The sequence below is a fragment of the Pseudomonas sp. MC6 genome (genome assembly GCF_054790575.1).
Genome location: NZ_CP186504.1, coordinates 2,491,485 through 2,516,654, shown reverse-complemented (window position 1 = coordinate 2,516,654; position 25,170 = coordinate 2,491,485). Strand labels below are relative to the sequence as shown.

Here is a 25,170-nt window from a genome sequence, read left to right as displayed (position 1 = left end):
TTGCTCAGGCCGCGTGGGTGGTTTGTGCATGAATCGCGCAAGTCGCCGGTTGCTCGGCCAGTGGCACAAACGTGCGGCGGTCCGAGGACAGCGCATCGATCGAGCCGGTCTCGATGTCATACACCCAGCCGTGCAGGTTCAGCAGGCCTTTCTCCTGCGCCAGACGCACGCTCGGGTGGGTCTGAATGTTCGCCAGTTGCGCGATCACGTTTTCGCGCACCATCGAGCTCAACTTCGCCGCGTCATTGGCATGTGGCCGCGCTTCGTTAACCACTTTCGCCGACTCGGCATGCTGCAGCCAGCCGCTGACCGCAGGTAAGTGATCCATGCATTTGCACTTCGCGATCGCGGTCATCGCGCCGCAGTCCGAATGCCCGCAGATCACAATGTCGGTCACCCCGAGCACCGCCACCGCGTACTCCACCGTCGCCGAAACCCCGCCCGGATGCGGGCTGTAGGACGGCACGATATTGCCGGCGTTGCGGATCACGAACAGTTCGCCGGGTTCTTGTTGGGTCAATAATTCTGGCACTACTCGGCTGTCGGAACAGGTGATGAACAAGGTGCCGGGCTGTTGCGTGGTCGCCAGGTGTTTGAACAGTTCGGTGCGTTGCGGAAACGCTTCGTTCTGGAATTTCAGGAAGCCATCAATCAGGTTTTTCATGGTGTTGTCCTCTCAGTTCGAGCAACCGCTGCCGAATTCGCTGTATTGAAGAATGTGTTTGCCACCGTGGCTGTCCAGATACGTCATCTCCACCGGCACTACGCCACACACATCGGTAACCGGGGTAATGCTCAGCACTTGAGCGATGTCCAGTGGCATGCCGTAGCGGTAGGCGACGACCTCGTCAGCGGCAGATGCCTGGGCGCAAACGCCGCCGAGCAGGGCCAGAATCAACAGAATTTTTTGCATGGGGCAGCCTCCAGATGTGTTGGGTGACGGGTAGCCATTCGAGGTGGGTTGGCCCGCACGCTCGGTGCGGGCCGGGGCGGATCAGAACGGACGCAGGGGCAGGAACTTGCCGTCGAGGGTGACCACAGCGCGGGAACCGCCTTCCGGGTCTTCGACTTTCTTGATGTCGAGTTTGAAGTTGATTGCGCTGATGATGCCGTCGCCGAACTGCTCGTGAACCAGCGCTTTGAGGGTGGTGCCGTAGATCTGGATCATCTCGTGGAAGCGGTAGATGGTCGGGTCGGTCGGTACGCCGCTGAGGCTGCCACGCAGGGGGATGATCTGCATCGCCGCGACGTCTTCAGTGCTCAGTTCGAGTTTGTCGCCGACCACTTGGGCGGCGTTTTCCGGCAGCGGGTGCTGGCCGAGCAGGGCAGCGGTGACGTATGCCAGGCTGAGGCCGGTGCCGTCGGCCAGATCCTGCCACGACAGATCTTTGCGTGCCTTGGCGTCGAGAACGCGGGTGGTCAGGGCCAGGCTGGTGTCGTTGTAGGCGTGGGACTGTTGCATGGTGTCACTCCTTTCAGGGGTTGGCTTGCTGTGTGGGATTGATCTTCTGCCGATTCATCCATAGCGTCCAAGACCGATATACAATGCTTCGCATAAGTCCTGCCTATAGATGGTGATTGCCATGCTGCTGCGACATTTGCGTTATCTGCTGGCCGTTGCCGATCACGGCGGCTTCACCCGTGCCGCCGAGGCGTTGCATGTGTCGCAGCCGACCCTGTCGCAGCAGATTCGCCAACTGGAAGAAACCCTGGGGGTGAACCTGTTTGATCGCACTTCGCGCACGGTAAAACCGACGGATGCCGGCGCGGCTTACATCGAATGCGCGCGACGGGTGCTGGTCGAGCTGGAGGCGGGCAAGCGCGCGCTGCATGACGTGAAGGATCTGTCTCGCGGCACGTTGCGTCTGGCGATGACGCCGACGTTCATGGCGTATCTGGTCGGGCCATTGGTGCGCGACTTTGCCGCGCGGTATCCGGGGATTCATTTGCAGATCTTCGAGTTGTCGATGGATGACATTGAGGCGGGGTTGGCGGATGACTCTCTGGATATCGCGATTGCGTTTACGCCGGTGCGCAGCGCCGATATCGAGTGTATTCCGGCGTTTACCGAAACCTTGGGGATCATGGTCGGGCGGGAGCATCCGTTGTATGACAGTCGCTCGGTACTGACGCCGGGGGATATTGCTTCGCTGGACTTTGCCTTGTTGGCGCCCGACTTCATCACGCGGTTATCGGTGGACGAGTATTTCCGCCAGCACGGGATTACGCCACAGGTGCGGATCGAGGTGAATTCGGTGAGTACGTTGCTGGAAGTGGTGCGGCATTCGCCGCTGGCGACGATGTTGCCGGAAGCGATTGCGACGGAGGATCGGGCGTTGCGCCGGTTGCGCGTGGAGAGTGATGCGCCGCAGCGTGGAGCGGCGTTGTTGCGGCGGCGCAATAATTATCACAGTGCGGCGGCGGTGGCGTTTGTGGAATTGGTGTTGGGCATGGGAAGCCCCTCACCCTAACCCTCTCCCAGAGGTAGAGGGGACTGACCGAGATGTTTGTGCGATCTACGCCGACCTGAGAAACCTGAGTCGAACTCAGGTTCTTAAAGCACCATAAATCGGCTCCCTCTCCCTCGGGAGAGGGCTGGGGTGAGGGGCTACAATTCCAGTCACGCCAAATCAATGCAAGCGAACAAAAAAAGGCCTGCTTCCTTTAAGGAAGCAGGCCTTTCAATTATTTAATGACTAACTCAGCAGAACCGATCAATCACCCGAACTTCATTATTGTTCTGCATCGAACCCCACGCCTGTTTCAGCGTTTGCAGAACATTCCCGATGAAGTCCTTGTCGGCCGCGGCTTTCTTGCCAACATAACCGTGGCCGCGACGGTACATCTTCAGGCGGGCCAGCAGGTTCTGATGGTTGCGGTCGAACTCGTCTTCGTCAGCATGGGTCGCCAGGCAGTCGATATGTACCTGACCCGACTTGCTGATCCACAGAATATGGCTGTCGTGGCTGTCTTTCTGCGCAGCGAACATACGAGCCAGTTCTTCGATAGTTGGTTGATTGTTCAGATTCATGATATTGCCCCTTGACCAGTCTGGTGATCTTTCAAAGTTGATTCGCTAATACAGGTAGCCCATCGGTTAGTTGATCCCTGGCACCGAAACCAGGACGTCAGCGCTCGCCCGTGTGCAGTACGGGGTCGTGCATCTGTTGCATGTAGTCGTGTTGAATAACTGCTACGCAATAGCGTCACAACGAGGAGAAGCAGCGAAAACCGGGAGGCTCCTTGACGACATTTACCGTGTCGACCACAAGCGTCTTGAGAATTTTCGCCAGCGCTTCTCGTCCTTGTACTGGACGTTCAGGCCAGGTCAGCTTCTTCAATCTGCCTTGTGGGCAGCGTGTATCCGGAAAAAACAACTCGGCGGTCAGACGAGTTTGCTCAAGCGTGTTACCGATGTTCCCGATCGGGGAACGTCTTCATCATGCAAAAGCAAAACGATGCCGTCAACGGTTTTGTAGTGATTATTTTTACTCACTACATATTGTCGGACAAAGCAGTTTTGGAATGAGAAAGAGTCCGTTCAGGCAACGGAAAAAGGCGTGCGCAGCGCATAGAAGGTGCATGGATAACCGCCTACTTCGCGCTGCTGCAGGGTGAAGTGGGCGTCGCTCAATAACGGAATCAGCCTGGCCCAGAAGCGCTGGGCCGGCAGGTTGGCGTCGATATGGAAAATCTGCCATTGACCGGGGATCTGGCTCAAGAGGGCAGAGACGACAAACTGCGCGACGCCTTGGCCACGAAAGCGTCGCGCGATGAAAAAGTATCCGATGTTGTGCTCAGCCCCGGCGATATGCGTTTCGTTATCGACGGTCACGAAACCGGCGAGTTCGCCGTCGACGCGAATCAGAAATGGTTGGGTGGCCGGGTGGCGCCAGTAGTCGATTTTCGGCTGGATGGAGAAGAAACCATGCGGAGCGAGCTTTAGCGGCAGCCATTCGCTGAAGTCGTACATGTAGAACTGCATGAGGTTTTCGATGATTTCCAGCTCATCGCGCCGGGCTGGGTGCAGTTCGATATTGGCCATACGCCGGGTTCCTGAAAGTGATGAGCCTTGCAGAAACACTAGCGGGTTTTATTTGGCAGCTGGTTTCGGCGTGCGTTTGGTGGTGCCTGTGGTTTTGCTGCGGGTCGATGATTTGCGTTTCTTCTTCCACGGGGCCGCCGCTTTACCGGCCGGCGGCGGGCCGCTGATGGTCAGGCTGAGGCTGGAGCAGCGTGTCACCTGTTTGCTCATCCACGCCGCTTGTTTGGTGACGAACTCTTCAAGACTCATTTCGCCACTTTGCACCATGTCCAGCGCCTGTTCCCAGATCGCCGTAGTGCCGGGGTCGGCAATCGCGCGTGGCACCGCATCAATCAGGCTGAACGCCGCCGGTGTGGCGGCGAGGGCCTTGCCGTTTTTCACCAGATAACCACGGTCAATCAAGCCCTGAATGATCGAGGCGCGGGTGGCTTCCGTGCCAATGCCGGTGGTGTCCTTGAGTTTCTGTTTGAGCAGTGGATCCTCGACCAGTTTGGCGACGTTCTTCATCGCCTTGATCAGATCGCCCTCGGTGTAGGGTTTCGGTGGTTGCGTCCACAGATCCTTGAACTTCACTGCGGCGATGGCGCATTCGACGCCTTGGCTCAGCGCCGGCAAGGTTTGCGGCGCGGGAGCTTCGCGGCCCTTGGCCGGCGCCAGTGCCTCGGGCAGCGCGCGTTTCCAGCCTGGTTCGATGATCTGCTTGCCGACCGCGCGCAACGCTTCACCGGCGCAATCGAAGTCGGCCTGGGTGCGATCGTATTCGTGATTGGGCAGGAACTGCGCCAGATAGCGAGCGCGGATCAGGGTGTAGACCGCACGGTGTTTGCCTGTCAGGCGCTCTAGATTCTTCGCTGCAGCGGTGGGAATGATGCCGTGGTGCGCGCTGACCTTGGCGTCGTTCCACGCTCGGGAGCGGCGCTGGGGGTCGAGATGGCCTTGCAGTGCGTCAAGACTCGAGTCGGCCTGACGCAACGCCGCGAGAATTCCCGGCGCCTCACTGTGCTGGCTTAGCGGCAAGTAGCCGCAATCACTGCGCGGGTAGGTGATGACTTTGTAGGTTTCGTAGAGTGCCTGAGCAATGTCGAGGGTTTCCTGCGCGCCGAGGCCGAGCTTCTTCGAACAGACCTCCTGCAAGGTGCCGAGATCGAAGGGCAGGGGCGCCACTTCGCGCATGCGCTCGGTTTTCAGCTTGGCCACCCGGGCATTGGCAGCGCCGTTGATGGCGGCGGCCGCTTGTTGGGCCAGCGTTTGATTCAGGCAGCGCTCCTGATCATCGCAGGCATCCGGTGGTGCACGCCATTGCGCAGTAAACGGAATGCCGTTGTGCAGCAGATCGACATCGATCGCCCAGAACGGCACCGGCACGAAATCGGCGATGCTGCGGTCGCGATCCACCACCAGCCGCAAGGTCGGTGTCTGCACCCGGCCAACCGGTAACACGCCCTGATAACCCGATTGCCGACCGAGCAGCGTGAACAGTCGGCTCATGTTCATGCCGATCAGCCAGTCCGCCCGCGAGCGGCCCAGCGCCGAGTGATACAGGCTGAAGGTCTCGGCCCCCGGTTTCAATGCGGCCAGAGCCTTGCGGATCGAGGCTTCGTCCAGCGCCGACAGCCACAAGCGGCGGATCGGCCCGCGATAACGACAATGCTCGACCAGTTCCCGGGCAATCATCTCGCCCTCACGGTCGGCGTCGGTGGCGATGATCAGCTCGCTGGCCTCGCCGAGCAGGCGCTTGACCGCTTTGTACTGGCTGGCCGTGCGCGGTTTGACGGTCATTTTCCACTTGTCCGGAATGATCGGCAGATCGGCCAGTACCCAGCGCTTGTAGCGGGCGTCATAGGCATCCGGCGGCGCGGTTTCGAGCAAGTGGCCGATGCACCAGGTCACCGTGACGTCCGTTCCCAGCCAGCAGCCGTCGCCCCGACGCTTGGCGCCGAGCACGGCCGCAATGTCTTTGGCCTGGGAGGGTTTTTCACAGAGGTACAGCCGCATAACCACCATCGTCGATCAAGGTCCGAACAGGTGCACAGAATGGCCGGACTTGGCGTCAGGGGCAACTTTTATCTGTATGGATATACAGATAAAAAACATTGCAGCAGGTGACGGGCAATACAGGGACGCAGGCCCGGCTATCGAGAAATTGATTAGCGCCCGGTTTGCGCCTGTGTCAGGTTTTTCGCCGATTCAAAACACGCGAGTGACAGGACGATCTCGCCAGAAGATCGCCGTGGTCTGTCGACACTGACTACTCAGAAACAAGGAAGTCCATCATGGCTCAAGCCAAATCCAACACCAGCAGCGCCTTCGACGAAATCGATACCTTCAGCCATCTGTATGACCGTGGCGTCGGGCTGGTCAATGGCAAACCCTCATTCACTGCCGATCAGGCTGCGGATGAAATCCTGCGCAAAGGCCTGTCGTGGGGCGACAAGAACGCTGACGGCAAAGTAGACCTCAGTTACACCTTCCTGACCGAGAAACCGACGAACTACAACGTCAAACTGGGCAACTTCAGCGAGTTCAGCGCCCAGCAAAAGGCCCAGGCCGTGCTGGCCATGCAATCCTGGGCTGATGTCGCCAACGTCACCTTCACTGAAGGCAAGGGCGGCGATGGCCACATGACCTTCGGTAACTACGATGTCAGCACCGGTGGTGCGGCATTCGCTTACTTACCGAGCGGTGGCAGCTATGACGGCCAGTCGTGGTACCTGATCAACGATCAATACCAGGTCAACAAAACCCCGGACATCAACAACTACGGGCGCCAGACCCTGACCCACGAGATCGGTCACACCCTTGGCCTGTCGCATCCGGGCGCGTAAAACGCCGGTAATGGCAACCCGACCTATAACGACGCCAAGTACGCCGAAGACACCCGTGGCTACAGCCTGATGAGCTACTGGAGCGAAGCCAACACCGAGCAAAACTTCAGCAAGGACGGCAGCGGCGCGTACGCCTCGGCGCCGTTGCTCGACGATATCGTCGCGGTGCAGAAACTGTATGGCGCCAACTACGCGACCCGTGCCGATGACACCACGTACGGCTTCAACTCCAATGCCGAGCGCGATTTCTACAGCGCCACTTCGGCGTCCTCCAAAGTGGTGTTCTCGGTGTGGGATGGCGGCGGCAACGACACGCTGGACTTCTCCGGCTTCAACCAGAACCAGAAGATCAACCTCAATGAAGGTTCGTTCTCCGACATCGGTGGCCTCGTCGGTAATGTGTCCATCGCTTACGGTGTGACCGTGGAAAATGCCATCGGCGGTTCAGGCAATGACCTGCTGATCGGCAACACCGTTGCCAACGAACTGGTCGGCGGTGCCGGCAATGACATCCTTTACGGTGGTGGCGGTGGCGACACCTTGTGGGGTGGTGCAGGTGCGGACACCTTCGTGTTTGGCGCGGCCAGTGATTCGACCATGACTGCGCCGGACTGGATCATGGATTTCACCAGCGGCCTGGACAAGATCGACCTGTCGGGGATCGCCGGTTTCGCCACGGGCGCGGCGTCGCTGAACTTTGTCAGCGGCTTCACCGGGCATGCGGGCGACGCGATCCTGACCTACTTCGCGCAGACCAATCAGACCAGCCTGATGGTTGACCTGACGGGGCAGGGGGCGGTGGACTTTGCCGTGGGCGTGGTGGGGCAAGCGGTGGCAACTGATATCGTTGCGTGATGCCTGAAGAACGGCCCTCACCCTAACCCTCTCCCAGTGGGAGAGGGGACCGATTGGGGGATATTGGCGAAATTCACCGACTTGAACGATTGGCTTTGAATCCATAATCGACTCGATTTTTCAGGTCGATGGATTTCGCCAGACAACTCGGTCAGTTCCCTCTCCCTCCGGGAGAGGGCTAGGGTGAGGGGCTTTTGATGTTGAAGGGCCGTTCGGCTGCAAACCCACCCCAACCAGAACCAATGAGCTATACCTGAACCGGTCTCTTCGCCGTATCCAGGAGAACCCCCATGAAAAGCTCCGGCCCTAGTCCCGTCATTGCCCTCGAACAACTTCCCGGCTGCCTGATAGTGAAATTCCACGGCATCCAGGTCGCCGCCTCGTCCCACGTACTGATCCTCAACGAAGCCAACTACCCGCCGGTCTATTACATCCCCCGCGAAGACATCGACGAAAAGTACTTCGCCCGCACCGACCACACCAGTTATTGCCCGTACAAGGGCGACGCCAACTACTTCAGCCTGCAAGTGCCGGGGCATGAAGGGGCGAACGCGGTGTGGACTTATGAGAAGCCGAAAATCTCGGTCGGGCCGATCAAGGACTACGTGGCGTTTTATCCGGATCAGGTGAAATTCGAAGTGATCAAGGCTGATGCCTGAGCAAAAAAATCGGCGAGAGTAAAAACCCTCGCCGATTGAATTATCTGGTTGAGTTTCAGTTCTTGTCGAGATCGATATTCTTCGTCTCACGCAAACAGATCATCCCCACCACCAGGCTCACCCCGGTAATCAACACCGGATACCACAGCCCATAAAAGATGTCCCCGGTGTACACCACCAACGCGAACGACACCGTAGGCAGGAATCCGCCAAACCAGCCGTTGCCGATGTGATATGGCAGCGACATCGAGGTGTAGCGAATGCGCGTCGGGAACAGTTCGACCATCAGCGCCGCCAACGGGCCGTAGCACATCGCCGAGATGATGATCAACGCCACGATCAGGGCGACGATCATCGGTTTGTTGATCTGCTGCAGATCGGCCTGTTGCGGGTAGCCGGCCAGCGTGATCGCACCGCGCAGTGCAGCCTCATCGAAGCCGTCGAGTTTGACGTCGCCGACGCTCACTTGCACGGCGCTGCCAGCAGGCGCAGCGGCGCTGGAGTAGGGCAGGCCTTGCTTGACCAGGAAGGTCTTGACCTTGTCGCACGGGCTGTCGAATTTGGCTTTGCCGACCGGGTCGAACTGGAAGGTGCAGGTCGCCGGATCCGCCAGCACGGTGATCGGCGCCTGACGGCTGGCCTGATCGATCGCCGGGTTGGCGTAGTGCGCGAGGGATTTGAAGATCGGGAAGTACAACGCGGTGGCCAGCAGCAAGCCCAGCATCAGCACCGGTTTACGCCCGACCTTGTCCGACAGCCAGCCGAAAAAGATGAAGAACGGCGCGCCGATGACCACGCTGATGATCAGCAAGGTGTTGGCCACCGCCGGGTCCATTTTCAGGAACTGGGTGAGGAAGAACAGCACGTAGAACTGCGCCGCGTAAAAGGTCACCGCTTGCCCGGCGTTGATGCTGAACAGGGCGATCAGCACAACTTTGAGGTTTTCCCATTTGCCGAAGGATTCGCGTATCGGCGCTTTCGAGGTTTTACCTTCCTCTTTCATTTTCAGGTACGCCGGCGACTCGTGCAGGCTCAGGCGAATCCAAGTGGAAATGCCCAGCAGTACGATCGACAGCAGGAAGGGAATACGCCAGCCCCACACCTCAAACTGATCGCCGGTGAAGTAGCGGCAACCGAGCACCACCAGCAGCGACAGCAACAGGCCGAGAGTCGCGGTGGATTGAATCCAACTGGTGTGGAATCCGCGTTTGCCGATTGGCGCATGCTCGGCCACATAGGTCGCCGCGCCGCCGTATTCACCGCCAAGCGCCAGGCCCTGCAGCATGCGCAGCACCACCAGAATGATCGGCGCGGCGATGCCAATGCTGGCGTAGGTCGGCAGCAGACCGACGCAGAACGTCGCCACGCCCATCAGAATGATCGTCGCGAGAAAGGTGTATTTACGCCCGATCATGTCGCCCAACCGACCAAACACCAGCGCCCCGAACGGCCGCACGATAAAGCCTGCGGCGAAAGCCATCAGCGCAAAGATGAACGCCGTGGTGTCGTTGACTCCGGCGAAAAACTGCTTGCTGATCACCGCCGCGAGGGCGCCGTAGAGGAAGAAGTCATACCACTCGAACACCGTTCCCAGTGATGAGGCGAAGATGACTTTGCGTGTATCCGGGCTGGTCTCCGCGCTGCGCACGGCGTCCAGCGGCTGAACGTGTTCTGACATATCGGTATCCCTCACAGTGATTGTTTTTGTTGTTCCACTGGTGTTGCGTGTCCGGGTGATGCCTTGAATTAAACGCGGTCCCTTGTAGGAGTGAGCCTGCTCGCGATAGCGGTGTATCAGCCAACGCAGATGTTGAATGTTATTCAGTCATCGCGAGCAGGCTCACTCCTACAGGGGTTGTGTTCACAGCATTAGGGTTGAGGATGAGTTGTGCCGCTTTCTCGGCAATCATCAGCGTAGGCGAACAGGTGTTGCCCGAGGTGATGCGCGGCATGATCGACGCGTCGGCAATGCGCAAACCGGGCACGCCGTGGACGCGCAGCTGTGCGTCGACCACCGCATCGCCGTCATTGCCCATGCGGCAGGTACCGACTGGATGGAAAATCGTCGTGCCGATCGTCGCCGCTGCTTGCTGCAATTGTTCTTCACTTTGCAGGTTGGCGCCGGGCAGGTACTCCACCGGTTTGAACGCTTGCAGGGCAGGGGCGCTGACGATGCGGCGGGTCAGGCGAATCGCATCTGCCGCGACGCGCAAATCCTCTGGATGACTGAGGTAGTTGGGCTGAATCAACGGCGCTTCCTGCGGATCCGCCGAACGAATGTCGATGCGCCCACGACTCTGCGGACGCAGGTCGCACACAGAAGCGGTGAACGCCGGGAAACTGTGCAACGGCTCGCCAAAACGCTCCAGGGACAATGGCTGCACGTGGTACTCAAGATTCGCCGAGGTCTGCTCCGGCCCCGAACGCGCAAACGCGCCCAACTGACTCGGCGCCATCGACAGCGGCCCGCTACGGTCATACAGATAACGCAGGCCCATGCCCATTTTGCCCCACACGCTGCCAGCGATCTGGTTGAGCGTGCGGGTGTTTTCCAGTTTGTAGATCAGGCGCAGTTGCAGGTGATCCTGCAGGTTGCCGCCGACGCCTGGCAGCTCATGAATCACGCCGATTCCCAAGCGTTCGAGCAGTGGCCGTGGACCAATCCCGGAGCGTTGCAAAATACTTGGTGAACCGACCGCGCCGGCGCACAAGACAATCTCTTTGCGCGCCTTGAACTGCTTGGCCTGACCTTCGTGACGCGCGCTGACTTTCGAGGCGCGACCGTCCTCCAGCAGAACACGATCCACCTCAACCCCGGTCAGCACCGTCAGATTCGTCCGGTCGCGCACCGGTTTCAAAAACGCCTTCGCCGCGTTCCAGCGCACGCCGGATTTCTGATTGACCTGGAAGTAGCCGCAACCCTCGTTGTCGCCCTGATTGAAGTCATCGATGCTGGCGATGCCGCTCTGCTCAGCCGCACTGCGAAAGGCATCCAGAATCGGCCACGACAGGCGCTGCTGTTCAACCCGCCATTCACCCTTGGCGCCGTGAAACTCAGCCGCGCCGGCAAAGTGGTTTTCGCTCTCTTTGAACAGCGGCAGCACATCATTCCAAGCCCAGCCCGGATTGCCCTCGGCAGCCCAGCCATCGTAATCGTTGGCCTGGCCACGCATGTAGATCATGCCGTTGATGGACGAACAACCGCCCAGCACTTTGCCGCGCGGATAGCTCAGCGCGCGGCCGTTGAGGCCCGGTTGTTCTTCAGTCTTGAAGCACCAGTCGGTGCGCGGGTTACCGATGCAGAACAGGTAACCGACAGGAATGTGAATCCACGCATAGTTGTCGCGCCCGCCGGCTTCGAGCAACAGCACGCGCTGCTGAGGATCTGCCGACAGCCGATTGGCCAGCAAGCACCCGGCAGGGCCGGCGCCGACCACGATGTAGTCGTATTCATCGAGGGAAGTCTGCATTCCCTGACCTCGCTTTTTGTTTTTATTGTCGGACACTCTAGTTGTTAGCTTTCGTTAAAAGAATGTTAGTTTTTGCGCAGCCGCTGTGCGTTTTCAAACAGCCTGCATAGACCATAGCCGACAAGGACACACCATGTTCGACTGGAACGACCTGCGGTTTTTTCTCGAACTGCAACGCAGCGGCCGCCTGCTCACCGCCGCCCGCCGTCTCAACACCACCCACGCCACCGTCGCCCGCCATATCGAAGCCATCGAAAAAAGCCTCGGCACCGCACTGTTCGTCCAGCACGCGCAAGGCTACGAAATGACCCCGGCGGGGGAGGCGTTGCTCAAACATGCCGAAGCGATGGAAAACGTTGCGCTGTTGGCGCAGGAAGAGATCACCCAATCCACCGCGCCACTGGGCAAGATTCGTGTCGGCGTCACCGAAGGACTGGGCATCAAGTTTCTCGCCAGCCGCATGATCGGCTTGTTCGAGCGCTATCCGGGATTGGAAGTGGAACTGGTCGCGGTGCCGCGCTTTGTCAGCATCCTTAACCGTGAGGCGGAAATCAGCATTCATCTGGAGCGTCCGGCGGCGGACATGCTCGTCACGCGCAAACTCACGGACTATCGACTCGCGTTGTATGCCAGCCAACGCTATCTCGATAAGGCGCCGCCACTGCACAGCCGCGAAGACCTCGGGCGGCATGCGTGGATCGGTTATGTCGATGATTTGCTGTTCAGCCAGGAACTGATGTTTCTCAACAGCTTCTGCCGCAGCCCGCGCGTGGTGTTTCATAGCACCAGTGTCATTGCGCAGCAGGAAGCGGCGCGGTCGGGATTGGGCATTGCGGTGCTGCCTTGCTACATGGCCGAGTCGGATCCCGATCTGGTGCCGTTGCTGCCGGATGAAAGCATCGAGCGCAGTTACTGGATCAGCACGCGGCGCGAGCTGCACAAATCGGTGCGGCTGCGGGTGGTCTGGGATTATGTGGTGGGGTTGTGTGAGGCGGAGCAGGGGCTTTTACGCGGTTAAACCCCGCATCCAAATCCCCCTGTGGGAGCGAGCCTGCTCGCGAAAGCGGTGTATCTGATACGCAAATCTCGCCTGACCCACCGCCTTCGCGAGCAGGCTCGCTCCCACAGGGGGTATGCGCATATCACTCGAGATGTGTGTCATCTCCGGGTTGATTTACATATGGATATCCGTATATTCAGATTTCCGTATGTGATGAGCCCGTCCCATGATCACCCCCACCGAAGTCTTCAAGAGCCTCGCCGACGAAACCCGCGTCCGAGCCATGCTGCTCATCGCCGATCAAGGTGAACTCTGCGTCTGCGAGCTGATGTGTGCACTCGACGACAGCCAACCGAAAATCAGCCGTCACCTCGCGCAACTGCGCAGCAATGGTTTGCTGCTTGATCGCCGTCAAGGCCAGTGGGTCTATTACCGTCTCAACCCGAATCTGCCGGCGTGGGTACGCGAAATCCTGCAAGTGACGTCCAAAGCCAACGCCGATTGGCTCAAGGACAACGCCGCGCGTCTGCAGAACATGGACGGTCGTCCGGTTCGCGAAACCGCCTGCTGCTGAGGGAGCAAAAAACCATGCGAATTCTGTTTATGTGCACGGCCAACAGCTGCCGCAGCATCCTGTCCGAAGCCATGTTCAATCATCTGGCGCGCCCCGGATTCGAGGCCGTGAGCTCCGGAAGTTTCCCCAAGGGCCAAGTGTTGCCGCGCAGCCTGTCGACGCTGCAACAGGCCGGCATTGCCATCGATGGCCTGTATAGCAAGGGCAATGACGCGTTCGAAGACAATCCGCCAGACATTGTCATCACCGTCTGCGACAAGGCCGCCGGTGAGAGCTGCCCGGTGTACTTCGGCCCCGCGCTCAAAGCCCATTGGGGCCTGGCAGATCCCTCGGATATGACCGGCGACGATGCCGCCGTGGACGCGGCATTTGCTGCAACCCTGGCGATCATCGAGCGGCGCTGCGCGACCTTCCTTGGCCTGCCATTTAAAGCACTCAGCCGCGCTGAGCTCCAGCGTGAGCTGGATCGTATCGGCTCTCTCTGAGTCGGAGGACACATGTCAGAACAACTGCCCAATCTTGATCATTCGCTGTTCGAAGGAGTCTCCCCTTTGCGCGAACACAAACCGCGCATCCTGCTGCTCTACGGCTCGACCCGCGAACGCTCCTTCAGCCGTTTGCTGGTAGAGGAGGCCGCGCGCCTGCTCGAACACTTCGGCGCCGAGACGCGCATCTTCAACCCGTCCGGTCTGCCACTGCCCGACGACGTTCCGGTCGACCATCCCAAAGTGCAGGAACTGCGTGATCTGGTGCTGTGGTCGGAGGGTCAGGTCTGGTGTTCGCCAGAACGGCACGGCGCGATGTCCGCCGTGTTCAAGGCGCAGATCGACTGGGTCCCGCTGGAACTCGGCGCGGTACGCCCGACCCAAGGCAAGACCCTCGCCGTGATGCAGGTCTGCGGCGGTTCGCAGTCGTTCAACGTGGTCAACCAGTTGCGCGTGTTGGGCCGCTGGATGCGCATGTTCACCATCCCCAACCAATCCTCGGTGCCGAAGGCCTACATGGAATTCGACGACGCCGGGCGGATGAAAGCGTCGCCGTTCTACGATCGTGTGGTCGATGTGATGGAAGAACTGGTGAAGTTCACCGTTCTGCTGCGCGATCAACAGGCGCATCTGGTCGATCGTTACTCCGAGCGTAAGGAAAGTGCTGAGCAATTGATGGCGCGGGTCAACCAGCGTTCGATCTGAGGCCGTCCCTCGGCGAGGGACGGCAGACACCACTCTGCGGCGGCTCGCGGGTGCTACGTTGCGAAGCGGGTTAGACATCGACAAGGTGGCGCGCAGGCCGCCCTCAGCGCTGTCGGCCAGGGTGATTCGACCGCCCAACTGCGTGGCGATGGTGTTGATGATCTTGGCTGACACACCGCCTTCGCGAGCAGGCTCGCTCCCACAGGTTTTTTCTGGTGTTTTCGAGCAACCGATACTTCATGTTTTGCTTCTGCCTGCCGATGAAATCTGCACGATTTCAACGGATGCCATTCATGAACAAGGTTGTTGCTGTACTGGCGCTTACTGCCCTCGTTGCAGGCTGCAAATCCCATCATCGCCCCAATCTTGCGGACGATGAATTCCCCAGCTTTCGTTGTGCGGCGTACTTCAAGCAAGCGTCGATCAGTGAGCAGCAGTTCGACGAGATCCGCTATCTCAGCACCCAGAACGCCAACTGCAAGGTGATCCTCGGTGAGATGTACGAGCAGGGACATGGCGTGCCGAAAAACATCGAGAAGGCCAAAGACATCTATGAGTCGGTGGCCCGACGTGCGCCGAATGTCTACAGCCGACTGGGCGATATGGCGGCAGCCGGTGTCGGCGGGCCGGTCGATCTGGTGGCTGCCCGGGACTTTTATGAGCGCTCAATCGCGGAGCCCGGCAATACCGCAATGGAGCTCAAAGTCGCCGAGTTTCTGGAGAGCGGCAAAGGCGGCCCGCAAGACCTTCAGGGGGCGCTGAAGCTGTATTTCAAAGCCGACTCATGGGACAACCTCCAACGCCTGCGCACCAAAGGCGTGGTGATGACGATCGAACAACAACAGCAGTACAACAAGGTTTATCTCAATAGGATGCAGTACGGCGTCAGGGCGAAGATTGAAGGTATCGAGAAAGCGCTGGCGCAAGAAAAGCTGTCGACCCCCGAGCGCAAGTCGGTGCAGCTGGAACTGACTTACACCCCCGGCTCGTTGGTGCCAGTGATTGCCTTGCGGCAAAGTTGCGGTAACAGTGCCATCGACCAAAAAGTCATGCAGGGCTTTAGCGATTACCGATACCCCGGCGAACCGATCCTTTCGCCGCAGCAGAAAAACCACACGACTGTCGCCAGCGTCAGGACCGATGGGCTGACCGATAGAGAGCGACTCAGAGCGCTATCGAAAAAATAAGGGGTGCCGTGTGGCCCGAACTGATCGGCGGGCCACTTGCCGGAACAGCGTCTCGCGTCCACTCTATGCCCTGCCGACAAGGAGCGTCCGCCGACCCTCCGTCGTGACCACAGGGAGCTTGCAGCATGAGCGAAGACAACAAGGTAAAAGGCCCGGCGTCGTACTTCCCCTCCATCGAGAAAAAATACGGCCAGCCCATCGATCACTGGCTGAACCTGCTCGCCGGCATCACCGACAAGAAACACATGGAACTGGTGGCGTGGCTCAAGGAAGAACACGGCATGGGCCACGGTCATGCCAACGCCTTGGTTGCGCATCATCTGGCGGGTAAAAAGTGAGGGCAAGGCAGCGATGAATTTCTCCCACCGGCCCGTGACGGCCGACGACGTCAACACCCTCTGCAGCTTTCCCCAGGGCGAACAAGAACTGTTCTTCATGTTCCCGAAAGCCAACTTCCCGCTGACGGAAGAGCAGATGCACAGTGCAATCAGCCAACGCTTCGACTCCACGGCTTTTCTGGCCAACGGCGAGTTCGTTGGCTTCGCCAATTTCTACCGCGCTGAGCACGATGGCATCTGCTGCATCGGCAACGTCATCGTCGCGCCCTACGCCCGAGGCCAGGGTGTTGCGCGGTACATCTTCGAAACCATGACCGCGCTGGGTTTCGAAAAATACCAGGCCAAGGAAGTGCAACTGTCCTGCTTCAACGAAAACACCGCAGGCCTGCTGCTCTACCCAAAACTCGGCTTCGTGCCGTACTCCATCGAAGAGCGCCCGGCACCGAATGGTGGACGTTCAGCGCTGATCAACATGACGCGCCGCCGACCCTAATCATCCCCCAATCCTTGTGGGAGCCGGGCTTGCCCGCGATGACGCCAGCCCAGCGACCGCGAACCCAGAGCCCGACACAAAACCTGTGGGAGCGAGCCTGCTCGCGAAGACGCCAGCCCAGCCACCACAAGTCTCGCGCCACCCACAAACCCCCTGTGGGAGCGAGCTTGCTCGCGAAGACGCCCACCCAGCCACCCCATCAACCACTAACCGAAATAAACAGTAAAAACCACCACTGTTTAAACGAAGCCTCAAGTAACCACCGAAACCCTACAACGCCTTGCGCCGTTACCTACGACTAAGCCAGAATCCGCCGGCTTGTGCGTCTAGGTCGCGGGTTCTATCGTCTGTCGGTCGCTGAAAACAGCGATCGGGTTTGGTAGCCCTGAGTTTTCGTAGATTGCATAAGCATCATGATTCGCAGTGTCTGTTCGACACGGCTTTATGGTGGTCATGCACAGGGCGTCTTCGGGCGCGCCGGTTTTCTACGTCCCGGTCTACCAACCTGCGCATGGCCGCCACCCTCGTTTGGTAGCGAGAGTGATGGCTCCTTTTTTTGACGTAGGAGCTTCATCAATGATCAAACCAACACCCAACCCACCAGAAACCGACCCCACATCCCCTTACGAATCCCCCGACTCCAAGCGATTCCACGAAGCCGCCGAACGCGCCCTCGACCACTACCTCAAACCCGCCAGCCAAATCATGGCCAGCACCCAACAGCCCGAACGCATGTACCTCGCCAACCCGAAGTACAACAGCGAATCCCTGCTCGCCAACGCCAGCGAAACCCTCGGCTCCGCCAGCGAAATGCTCCTCAACTTCGCCGCCATGCTCGACACCCCGCACCGCAAAACCGCACTGGGCATCGCCCAGGTGGTGATGCTCGGCGAAATCGCCGTAAACCAAGCGCTGGATAACGTCGAAATCGCCAGCTAACCCCCACCCCGACGAGGGGAAACCCTCGTCGAACCCCGCTGTCACAGCCTGGCTGGCACACGGCCACGGCTTGCGCCCCCCAGCCACGGCTGTCACCCTTCGGGCCGTTCTCAAGGATCAGAACCAGGAATCACGGATGAGTGGCTACGTACCCAACCCCCCGAAAAATTACCGTTACGAAGAAGCCAAACCCGTCGATATTCACGCCCAGCGTTGGGCGGAATATGAGAAACACGGGAAAGAACCTGCGCGCGAACCTGAGAAAATCGGGATTGCGTTGAGGATTGGGGTTTTCTTTGATGGCACTGGGAATAATGCGAATAACACGGCGGCGGGATTGCTGTGTGGGGCGCAGCATCCGATTGCGCCTCAGGATATTCCCGTCAGTTGCATGCCGTACATGAGTGACCCGGACAGCAGTTACGGAGCCGGACTCACCAATGTTAAAAAACTGCATGATCTATATAAAAAGACCGAGAAAGCCGAGGGCGCTGGCGCCTTTAGATGCATATCACGTCCTGTCTATGTCGACGGTATTGGCACTGTAAACAATGAGAAAGACAGCGCCGTAGGCTCTGGCATGGGTCGCGGTGATACCGGTGTCGTGGGACGTGTTCAGGCGTCTTTCGCACAAATAAAACAAACCATCGAAGAAGCCCTGCTAGATAGTCCTGGCAGTGAAATAGTGTCTCTGACTTTTGATACGTTTGGCTTCAGTCGTGGAGCAGCAGCTGCACGGCATTTCTCAAATGAAATCGTGCGAGGCAAGCAAGGACCACTAGGAAGCTTGTTGAGCAACAGCGCCAAAGATTTCAGCCGCAGTTTTGATAGCCAATACGGAAACGGTATCAAAATGGGATTTATCGGCCTGTTCGACACAGTGCCATCCATCGCCGGTTTTACCAACCTTGGTCAAGTGACGAGCCCTATCGCTCCCGGTGTGAAGCTTTATCTGGATCGCAGATTCTTCAAAGATGTTGTCCATCTCGTAGCTCGCGATGAGTGCCGCGCCAACTTCGCGCTCAGTCGGGTTAAGCCCGACCATCCGGAGTACACCTTTCCCGGCGTCCATTCGGATATCGGAGGAAGCTACCTCGATGAAGTCGAGGAATGCGTGTTGGTCAGTCCCATGCAAGCGCTTGAAGTCTCAGTCCAAACTGACGTTGCAACTACATCGATCTACCGGGATGCTGCACGCCTGAAAAGTCAGTGGGTTGCCAAAGGGTGGCCTGCAAATCTACTGGAAGTTGTCACACCGGCCGCGCTCTTACTCCCTACGGACAATCAGGATCGACTGGCACCCCGAGAGAAGCGTGTGTACGCCGCGCTGCAACTCAAGCGACCAGTGAGCGGCAAGCTCTCGCGCGTCTACTTGAGAGTCATGTATCAACTGGCGAAGGAAAAGGGCGTCCAGTTCATCGATATGCCTGAGAGCGATGAGTACGCTGTGCCAGATGACTTGCAAGCATTGTGTAATCGTTTTGTCGCCGGCGACTACAGCACCACGGCTGAGGAAGAAAAGCTGCTAAAGCTCAAATACATTCACACCTCCGCGAACTGGAATCATCCCCTCGGCAGGAGGGATGCAAGCGGCATAGAAGCCGTTTACATCAACGCGCCGACGGCAGACGCAATTCGCGTACAACACCCACACGTACCTGATTGGAAGCTTTGGTAATGAGAGCGTTGATTGTTCTGCTGGGCGTTTTTCTGTTAGCGGGTTGCCAGACGAGAGCCGCAGAAAGTGGCGAAAGTGACCCTAAGTCCCCGTGGTGGCAACTAGGGTTTGTTGAGCCGGACTACATGAAAATATGGGTAGAGGACAGCTCCGTTCTGGACATTCAAAACAGGATGTTTTTCAAGGCAGGAGGGAGAACCGCTGCCGGAGGTGAACCCGAAGATGGCACAGAGTCCGCCCGTGGTTGGGGCACTGTCAGTGGCTCTGGTATTCCGGTAATTGGTGCCGATCTTCCCAAACTCATCTTCGTTCGTTGGCAGTCCATATCAGAGCAGAAGACCTACAAGGGATTCATCGAAATCCCAGAATCAGCCAGACAGTTGATGGTGGACTCAACGCACCAACGTTGCCCCGAAACTCCTGAAAGAGCTGCACGGTATATGGCCTCTCTGTACGTGGGCCTAGCCCCGGGTGGTGTATTACAAGCGTGGGTCAGAGACTCATGCCACCGCCCGGTCCAAGTCGCTCATGCCCAAGGTGAAGATGAACCGCTAGGTCCGGAGCAGGGAAAGCACGGTGGGCGCTATGCCTACCCGGTGAGTGAAAAGGCCCTGCGCTATATCGACAAGTACGGTATTCCGTATGGAAGTTGGTAATCATCATCCGATGAAACAACTTACAACGATGTTTTGTGTCCTGTTGATTAGCGGTTGCCAATCAAACGATCCACTATCAGCCAAAAACGACCCCAAATCTCCTTGGTGGGAGCTAGGCTTCACCGAACCTGACTACATGAAGGTGTGGGTTGAAGACACTTCCGTCGAAGACATCAAAGGAAAGACGTTTGTTCGTACGGGAAAGGGATCCGCATCGGGTGGGCAGCCAGAAGATGGAACAGAGTCGGCGCGAGGTTGGCATGGTGTGGGCAGTTCCGCGAAAGCAGTAGTGGGTGCTGATCTCCCGAAACGGATCTTCGTTCGCTGGCAGTCCATCGTAGAACCTCAGACCTATCGAGCCTGGGTGGATATACCCGAAGAGGCTAGGCAACTGATGCTGACATCCGTGAATCAGCGCTGCGCGAAAACTCCAGATCAGACAGCTACCTATATATCTTCGGTCTATCTGGGTTTAGCTCCCGGCGGGGCCATCCAGGTTTGGGTAAGAGACTCATGTCACCATCCGGTCGAAGTGGCGAAAGCGCAGGCCGATATCGAACCGTTGGGGCCGAGTCAGGGGAAAACCCAAGGGCGATACGCTTACCCCCTCAGTGAAAAGTCTAAGCGATATATCGAAAAATTCGGTATCCCTTACGGGAGTTGGTAGACGGTAAACCAATGAAGCAATGCATTGTTGCGGTGTGCGTGTTGTTCCTGAGCGGCTGCCAGTCTGCCTATCATCTATCCCTAAAAAACGACCCGAAATCCGAATCGTGGGAGCTTGCGTTCACCGAACCCTATTACATGAAGGTTTGGGTTGAGGACAGTGCCGTTGAAGACATAAACGGCAAGCTATTCATGCGCACAGGAGGAGGGACGGGCGCTGGCGGGGAGCCAGAAAACGGCAAAGAGTCCGCGCGCGGTTGGCATGCGGTAGGTGCGGCTGCGACACCAGTGATTGGCGCTGGCTTGCCCAAACGCATTTACGTTCGCTGGCAATCCATTGTTGAGCCGCAGACCTATCAGATTTGGTTGGATCTGCCTGAAGAGGCGAGGCAACTGATGATGCAATCAGTCAGTCAGCGCTGCCCGGAAACACCGGAGCAACAGGCCAGCTATAGCGCATCTATTTATTTGGGTTTGGCTCCAGGGGGCGTTGTACAGGTTTTTGTTCGGGACTCATGCCATCGTCCGGTCAAGATCGCCAGAGCACAGGCCGAGATTGAGCCACTAGGTCCTAGTCAAGGTAAGAACCAAGGGCGCTATGCGTATCCCGTCAGCGAAAAGTCCAAGCGGTATATCGATAAATTCGGCATACCGTACGGGAGTTGGTAATCCTTAACCAATGAAACAACTCATAACGATACTTTGCGTTTTGCTGATCACAGGATGCCAAGCGACTGATCCACTCTCAGCCAAAAATGACCCGAAGTCCGAATGGTGGGAGCTGGCGTTTATTGAGCCGGACTACATGAAGGTCTGGGTTGAAAACAGTTCTGTTCAAGACGTTAACAACAGGATTTTCTACAAAGCCGGCGGCGGCAACGCTGCTGGAGGAGAGCCTGAAGATGGAACAGAGTCAGCCCGGGGGTGGACAGGCGGGGTTGGCGGCAGCGGGAGGAGGGTGGTGGGAGCAGACTTGCCGGTTCGCATCTGGGTTCGTTGGCAATCAATCGTCGAACAGAAAACCTGGCAAGCATGGGTAGATATTCCAGAGGAGGCCAGAAAGTTGATGGTGACGTCCGTCAATCAGCGCTGCCCGCGGACTCCCGATCGGGAAGCAAGATTCATGGCGTCGGTCTATTTAGGTCTAGCTCCCGGCGGTGTCGTGCAGGTTTGGGTAAGAGATTCATGTCATCACCCAGTCAAGGTCGCGCGAGCACAGGCCGAAATTGAGCCACTGGGGCCGAGCCAAGGTAAGAACGAAGGGCGATACGCCTATCCGGTGAGTGAAAAGGCTAAGCGGTATATCGACAAGTACGGTATCCCTTACGGTAGTTGGTGAGTAGCGTGCGTCTGACCTCCAACCTCACCCTGTATGAAACGCCTCACGAGGCTGTTCTCGTATGCCACCTGAGTGTCGCAACACGTTTGGTTGGCGCTAGTCGTATCATGGGAATTAGTTTTGATAATTGTAAACACTACACGCTTCGATGATGTCGACCACGACGCAGGATATGAGTACCGCGGTTTCAACTACGTGATTCGGAATGAAATGGAGGAGTTTCACGTCAGAGCCTATGATGGTGACCTCGGTAAGGCAACGGTAGTACGTCCGACTTCTATGTATAAAAACTGCAACCTAAGAATGCTTGTTGATTTTTACAATCAAGACTTTGTGCATTCTCGATCTCCGTCTATAAGACGGAGGTAGGGGCCTATGAAGAGATAGATCTCAACGAATTGATTTTCAAACAATAAAACTGTCCCTTTTTTTCAATAAGAATCAGACCAATCTTGCCGGCCCCGCCACACTCCAGCTCGTGAGCGTAGATCCAATGCTTTTCCACAAGGCTTTTAAAGTAGGGCATTCATCTGGGTGTAGCGGCACAAGTTGCTCAATGTGAAGCCGCATCTCAGCTCTATTCTGTAATGGTTTCAATAGTTCGCATGTGCAGTTAGCTTGCAGGCAATCTTTAGAGCAAACTTGAGGAAGTTCGGGTAATGCAGCGCTCCAATATATACTAGCATCCGGGCAGGTACGTAAATAGCCTAACTTTAAGCCTTTCTTGTAGTCGAAAAAAAGTTTTGCCTCTTGATGTCCGTTCTGCTCGGCGAATTTCAAAGCAGTAACCATCGTATCGGTATGGCGAGAATTTGATTTTTCTGAGATGAAAGATAATGGCACGAGATTTTCTATTTCGTGAAAATCTAAATCTAAGTGGTGCGCGAGGACTTTAGTCAAGTCATTAGACTCACGAACTTTTACACTGGTCAGTCCACAGCTATCAGTCGGATACTTTTTGTCCGAATCCGTGATGCATAGACAAAATAAATTATTGTCTCTTTGCGCTCTTTCGAATACCGCATAAGTCCGATTGCCTCCGCCGTGGATGGGTCTATATTTACGATTAAGTGTTTTTACTGCCAAAGTTTGGCTTACATACCATTTGGAAATTATTTCGTAAATATAGTGATCGTTTATCTCTTCGAAGATTATTTCCAGTGGGGTTCTTAAGTTCATGTCCGCACAAAAAATCAGGGGGATGGATATTATCTTCTGATCTGCAACGGTGCTAAGCGTTGGAATACCATCGCCTGGGACGATCTTTACATAGACTTCAACCTTTTCAAGAATTGATTCTTGTTGGGGAACTCTAACAAATACGCTTTTATATGCGGCCCGCGCAGATTCCCCCAGCTTTACAAATTTGCTCAGAGAGATCAACGCTTTAGCGTCGCCGAGCACTAAATGGTCTCCAGAACGCACTGCAGATGCGATATCTTCAAGTGCACTTATCTCAGTAGGACTCAAGGTTCCGTTAACTGCGCAGCCTTTAATAGACTCGTCAATATAAATAATCATTTAGGCCTCATAATCAAAGAAGCCATACGGCCAGTTGTGAAGAGACCCATTTTCACGATACCCACTAAATTCAACGATTGTTTGTGATGCATTGGGCTCTTTTGAGAACAGCACAATAGTAGAGTCATCTTTTTTCAAGACCCCCATTGCCGTCATCAGTCCGATTTTATTGACAATTACCTCACTGTGCGTTTCGATGATCAAATGCAGAATCACATCAGATTCTTTAGCTGTGTTCACTACTGAAACTAACATTTCTGCAAGTTTCGATTGCATGCGCGGGTGAAGATGAAGCTCAGGTTGTTCAATGACGCAGGTGTAAGAAAGTCCCGCTATACCATTGCGACTAGGCTTATGTAATATAGTCCAAAGTTGTATTATGATTGGGATTACTTGCGAGTAACCAAAGCCCATATCAGCAAGATTATAAGACTCTTTGCTTTTGTCGAAAGCGACGCCCAAGTTTACATGGCCTCCGTTGAACTGTACTACTGTCCTAAATCCAAACTCCTTCATAGACCATTCATCAAGCGCGTTTTTCTCCCGGTCACTTAGGTTGCGTAAAAACATTGCTAAGTTCTCGCCTTTTGAGTCGAGCTCTTTTACGCCGATATCTTGTGAGCGATAGTATCGCTGCGCTGATGCACGAATAGGCTCAATATAAGAAACTCGCCTGAATGTTTGATCTAAGATCTCGTCCAGATTGTAGAGTATCATTCCTGTTCTAGCTAATATCAGAAGATTTTGAAAGCGAATAAAAACTTCGTCATCCCGCTCTGTATTTACAGTTTTGCTTTTCCAAGTGTTAGTGCTGAACATTTTTTTGAAGTTGATAAGCATATCTGTCTGCTTGCCAATAGCAGCCTTGTAAACTGCATTGGTAAGAGATTCTAGGCTTGTCCGCTTATTTGAGTAGACTCTCAGAGAGTCTACCAGGTCATCCAAAATTCCATCGGGCCAGAATCCACTCCACCATGTTCTGTATAAATCTTCTTTAGGTGAGTCACTTTTGGCGCGAATGAGCGGAAGCAATCTGACTGCTGAGCTGTACGTGTAACTATCGCAATACCGGCTGTGGTTTTCGCCGTTAATAATTATGGAGCTAATTTTGTTTGATTCGTTGATATCAATTTTAACTGAGTTCCCTTCGATATCTAGATCAATTCCAGCAGTTCTCGTAAGGCCATCCTTTCCCAAAGACGCTAGTCTCAGATTTACTGTGATATTAGAGGTGCTGCGATCGCGAGAATTACTCTGAGCTCTGATCGGTCGATGGTAGATTAGCTCGGGAACGGTCAACCCAAATGAAAAAACGATTTCTTTTTCACCTTGCTTCCTGATGAGTGCTTGATCGAAATCTCCGAAATCGACATACTTCCCGAACCAGAGAATTGAACTCCGAGTTGTGGTTTCAGCACTTTGTTTTAGAAGAGGGAATGTCCGAAGAAAAGTACTTTTGCCAGAACTGTTTTCGCCCAGGAGAATAGTTATTGGAGAAAGTTTTACCGTGCCTGTATCCTTTAAGCTTCTAAGGTTTTTTACTCTGAATTCGGTCAACATCCTGTACGTTCCTTGTGATATTTAGCCGTGAGCGTGAAATAATTTTCAATTGGTCTTAGTTACGGTTCGACTCTGCGGACGGCTGAAAACCTCCGATAATCATTACAGTTTTATACCGCTTTTGGCTAGTGGCCAAATGACCTCATATTAAAAAAAATTGAGATTAGGTGGGAAA

General features: G+C 56.2%; 25 protein-coding genes and 1 pseudogene. 16 read left to right on the top strand and 10 right to left on the bottom strand.

The window, feature by feature from the left end:
- Positions 1-4: 4 nt before the first annotated feature.
- The 3 genes from ACOYXE_RS11160 to cynS form a co-directional block, all read right to left on the bottom strand.
- A complete protein-coding gene (locus ACOYXE_RS11160) occupies positions 5-664 on the bottom strand; it encodes a carbonic anhydrase (protein ID WP_160057324.1) in 660 nt (219 codons plus the stop codon).
- A 12-nt stretch (positions 665-676) separates the two neighbouring features.
- On the bottom strand, positions 677-913 hold the full coding sequence (locus ACOYXE_RS11155) for a DUF2790 domain-containing protein (protein WP_160057325.1): 237 nt from the start codon (positions 911-913) through the stop codon (positions 677-679).
- An 81-nt stretch (positions 914-994) separates the two neighbouring features.
- Positions 995-1,462: a cyanase gene (gene cynS / locus ACOYXE_RS11150; protein WP_460929200.1), complete on the bottom strand. Its 468-nt coding sequence runs from the start codon at positions 1,460-1,462 to the stop codon at positions 995-997.
- A 121-nt stretch (positions 1,463-1,583) separates the two neighbouring features.
- Between cynS and cynR the strand changes: the two genes are divergently transcribed.
- Positions 1,584-2,471, top strand: coding sequence for a transcriptional regulator CynR (cynR, locus tag ACOYXE_RS11145; protein WP_160057326.1), 888 nt, complete (start codon positions 1,584-1,586; stop codon positions 2,469-2,471).
- A gap of 230 nt (positions 2,472-2,701) precedes the next feature.
- On the opposite strand, the gene ACOYXE_RS11140 is transcribed toward cynR, so the two are convergent.
- The 3 genes from ACOYXE_RS11140 to ACOYXE_RS11130 all read right to left on the bottom strand — a co-directional run bounded on the left by ACOYXE_RS11140 (position 2,702) and on the right by ACOYXE_RS11130 (position 6,040).
- A complete protein-coding gene (locus ACOYXE_RS11140; RefSeq protein WP_160057327.1) occupies positions 2,702-3,031 on the bottom strand; it encodes a hypothetical protein in 330 nt (109 codons plus the stop codon).
- Positions 3,032-3,541: 510 nt separating this feature from the next.
- On the bottom strand, positions 3,542-4,045 hold the full coding sequence (locus tag ACOYXE_RS11135; protein WP_460929197.1) for a GNAT family N-acetyltransferase: 504 nt from the start codon (positions 4,043-4,045) through the stop codon (positions 3,542-3,544).
- Positions 4,046-4,093: 48 nt separating this feature from the next.
- Complete coding sequence (locus ACOYXE_RS11130; protein WP_460929195.1) at positions 4,094-6,040, bottom strand: DNA topoisomerase III; 1,947 nt, start codon at positions 6,038-6,040, stop codon at positions 4,094-4,096.
- Between the two features lie 278 nt (positions 6,041-6,318).
- Between ACOYXE_RS11130 and ACOYXE_RS11125 the strand changes: the two are divergent.
- A pseudogene (locus ACOYXE_RS11125) lies at positions 6,319-7,725 on the top strand (serralysin family metalloprotease).
- Between the two features lie 290 nt (positions 7,726-8,015).
- On the top strand, positions 8,016-8,384 hold the full coding sequence (locus tag ACOYXE_RS11120; protein ID WP_116255400.1) for a DUF427 domain-containing protein: 369 nt from the start codon (positions 8,016-8,018) through the stop codon (positions 8,382-8,384).
- A gap of 55 nt (positions 8,385-8,439) precedes the next feature.
- Here the strand turns inward: ACOYXE_RS11120 and ACOYXE_RS11115 are convergent, their stop codons facing one another.
- Both ACOYXE_RS11115 and ACOYXE_RS11110 read right to left on the bottom strand, forming a co-directional pair.
- A complete protein-coding gene (locus tag ACOYXE_RS11115) occupies positions 8,440-10,062 on the bottom strand; it encodes an MFS transporter (protein WP_095047447.1) in 1,623 nt (540 codons plus the stop codon).
- Positions 10,063-10,201: 139 nt separating this feature from the next.
- Positions 10,202-11,854: a GMC family oxidoreductase gene (locus tag ACOYXE_RS11110; RefSeq protein WP_460929193.1), complete on the bottom strand. Its 1,653-nt coding sequence runs from the start codon at positions 11,852-11,854 to the stop codon at positions 10,202-10,204.
- Between the two features lie 133 nt (positions 11,855-11,987).
- Here ACOYXE_RS11110 and ACOYXE_RS11105 point away from each other — a divergent pair, with 133 nt between their 5' ends.
- The 13 genes from ACOYXE_RS11105 (at position 11,988) to ACOYXE_RS11045 (ending at position 21,914) form a co-directional block, all read left to right on the top strand.
- The gene (locus ACOYXE_RS11105; RefSeq protein ID WP_180699467.1) at positions 11,988-12,872 is read left to right on the top strand and encodes a LysR family transcriptional regulator; all 885 of its coding nucleotides are present in this window, start codon (positions 11,988-11,990) and stop codon (positions 12,870-12,872) included.
- A 208-nt stretch (positions 12,873-13,080) separates the two neighbouring features.
- On the top strand, positions 13,081-13,428 hold the full coding sequence (locus ACOYXE_RS11100) for a metalloregulator ArsR/SmtB family transcription factor (protein ID WP_460929190.1): 348 nt from the start codon (positions 13,081-13,083) through the stop codon (positions 13,426-13,428).
- A 14-nt stretch (positions 13,429-13,442) separates the two neighbouring features.
- Complete coding sequence (locus ACOYXE_RS11095; protein WP_460929188.1) at positions 13,443-13,913, top strand: arsenate reductase ArsC; 471 nt, start codon at positions 13,443-13,445, stop codon at positions 13,911-13,913.
- A 12-nt stretch (positions 13,914-13,925) separates the two neighbouring features.
- On the top strand, positions 13,926-14,618 hold the full coding sequence (gene arsH, locus ACOYXE_RS11090; protein ID WP_460929186.1) for an arsenical resistance protein ArsH: 693 nt from the start codon (positions 13,926-13,928) through the stop codon (positions 14,616-14,618).
- Between the two features lie 293 nt (positions 14,619-14,911).
- Positions 14,912-15,805 (top strand): tetratricopeptide repeat protein, encoded by an 894-nt coding sequence (locus tag ACOYXE_RS11085; RefSeq protein ID WP_460929184.1) that lies wholly within the window; start codon positions 14,912-14,914, stop codon positions 15,803-15,805.
- Positions 15,806-15,930: 125 nt separating this feature from the next.
- Positions 15,931-16,143, top strand: coding sequence for a DUF4287 domain-containing protein (locus tag ACOYXE_RS11080; RefSeq protein ID WP_016982975.1), 213 nt, complete (start codon positions 15,931-15,933; stop codon positions 16,141-16,143).
- Positions 16,144-16,156: 13 nt separating this feature from the next.
- A complete protein-coding gene (locus ACOYXE_RS11075) occupies positions 16,157-16,636 on the top strand; it encodes a GNAT family N-acetyltransferase (RefSeq protein ID WP_460929817.1) in 480 nt (159 codons plus the stop codon).
- Positions 16,637-17,212: 576 nt separating this feature from the next.
- Positions 17,213-17,575, top strand: a complete 363-nt coding sequence (locus ACOYXE_RS11070) for a DUF6124 family protein (protein ID WP_016982978.1) — start codon at positions 17,213-17,215, stop codon at positions 17,573-17,575.
- A gap of 136 nt (positions 17,576-17,711) precedes the next feature.
- On the top strand, positions 17,712-19,253 hold the full coding sequence (locus ACOYXE_RS11065) for a phospholipase effector Tle1 domain-containing protein (protein ID WP_460929181.1): 1,542 nt from the start codon (positions 17,712-17,714) through the stop codon (positions 19,251-19,253).
- Complete coding sequence (locus ACOYXE_RS11060; protein ID WP_460929179.1) at positions 19,253-19,909, top strand: DUF2931 family protein; 657 nt, start codon at positions 19,253-19,255, stop codon at positions 19,907-19,909. Before ACOYXE_RS11065 ends, ACOYXE_RS11060 begins: the two co-directional genes overlap by 1 nt.
- A 10-nt stretch (positions 19,910-19,919) precedes the next feature.
- Entirely contained in the window at positions 19,920-20,576 is a 657-nt protein-coding gene (locus ACOYXE_RS11055; protein WP_460929815.1) for a DUF2931 family protein, read from the top strand.
- A gap of 11 nt (positions 20,577-20,587) precedes the next feature.
- A complete protein-coding gene (locus ACOYXE_RS11050; protein WP_460929177.1) occupies positions 20,588-21,244 on the top strand; it encodes a DUF2931 family protein in 657 nt (218 codons plus the stop codon).
- 10 nt (positions 21,245-21,254) lie between these two features.
- Entirely contained in the window at positions 21,255-21,914 is a 660-nt protein-coding gene (locus ACOYXE_RS11045) for a DUF2931 family protein (protein ID WP_460929175.1), read from the top strand.
- A 441-nt stretch (positions 21,915-22,355) separates the two neighbouring features.
- On the opposite strand, the gene ACOYXE_RS11040 is transcribed toward ACOYXE_RS11045, so the two are convergent.
- Together ACOYXE_RS11040 and ACOYXE_RS11035 are read right to left on the bottom strand one after the other, a co-directional pair.
- The gene (locus ACOYXE_RS11040) at positions 22,356-23,435 is read right to left on the bottom strand and encodes a hypothetical protein (protein ID WP_460929173.1); all 1,080 of its coding nucleotides are present in this window, start codon (positions 23,433-23,435) and stop codon (positions 22,356-22,358) included.
- Positions 23,436-24,995, bottom strand: a complete 1,560-nt coding sequence (locus ACOYXE_RS11035; protein WP_460929171.1) for an AAA family ATPase — start codon at positions 24,993-24,995, stop codon at positions 23,436-23,438.
- Positions 24,996-25,170 lie beyond the last annotated feature (175 nt).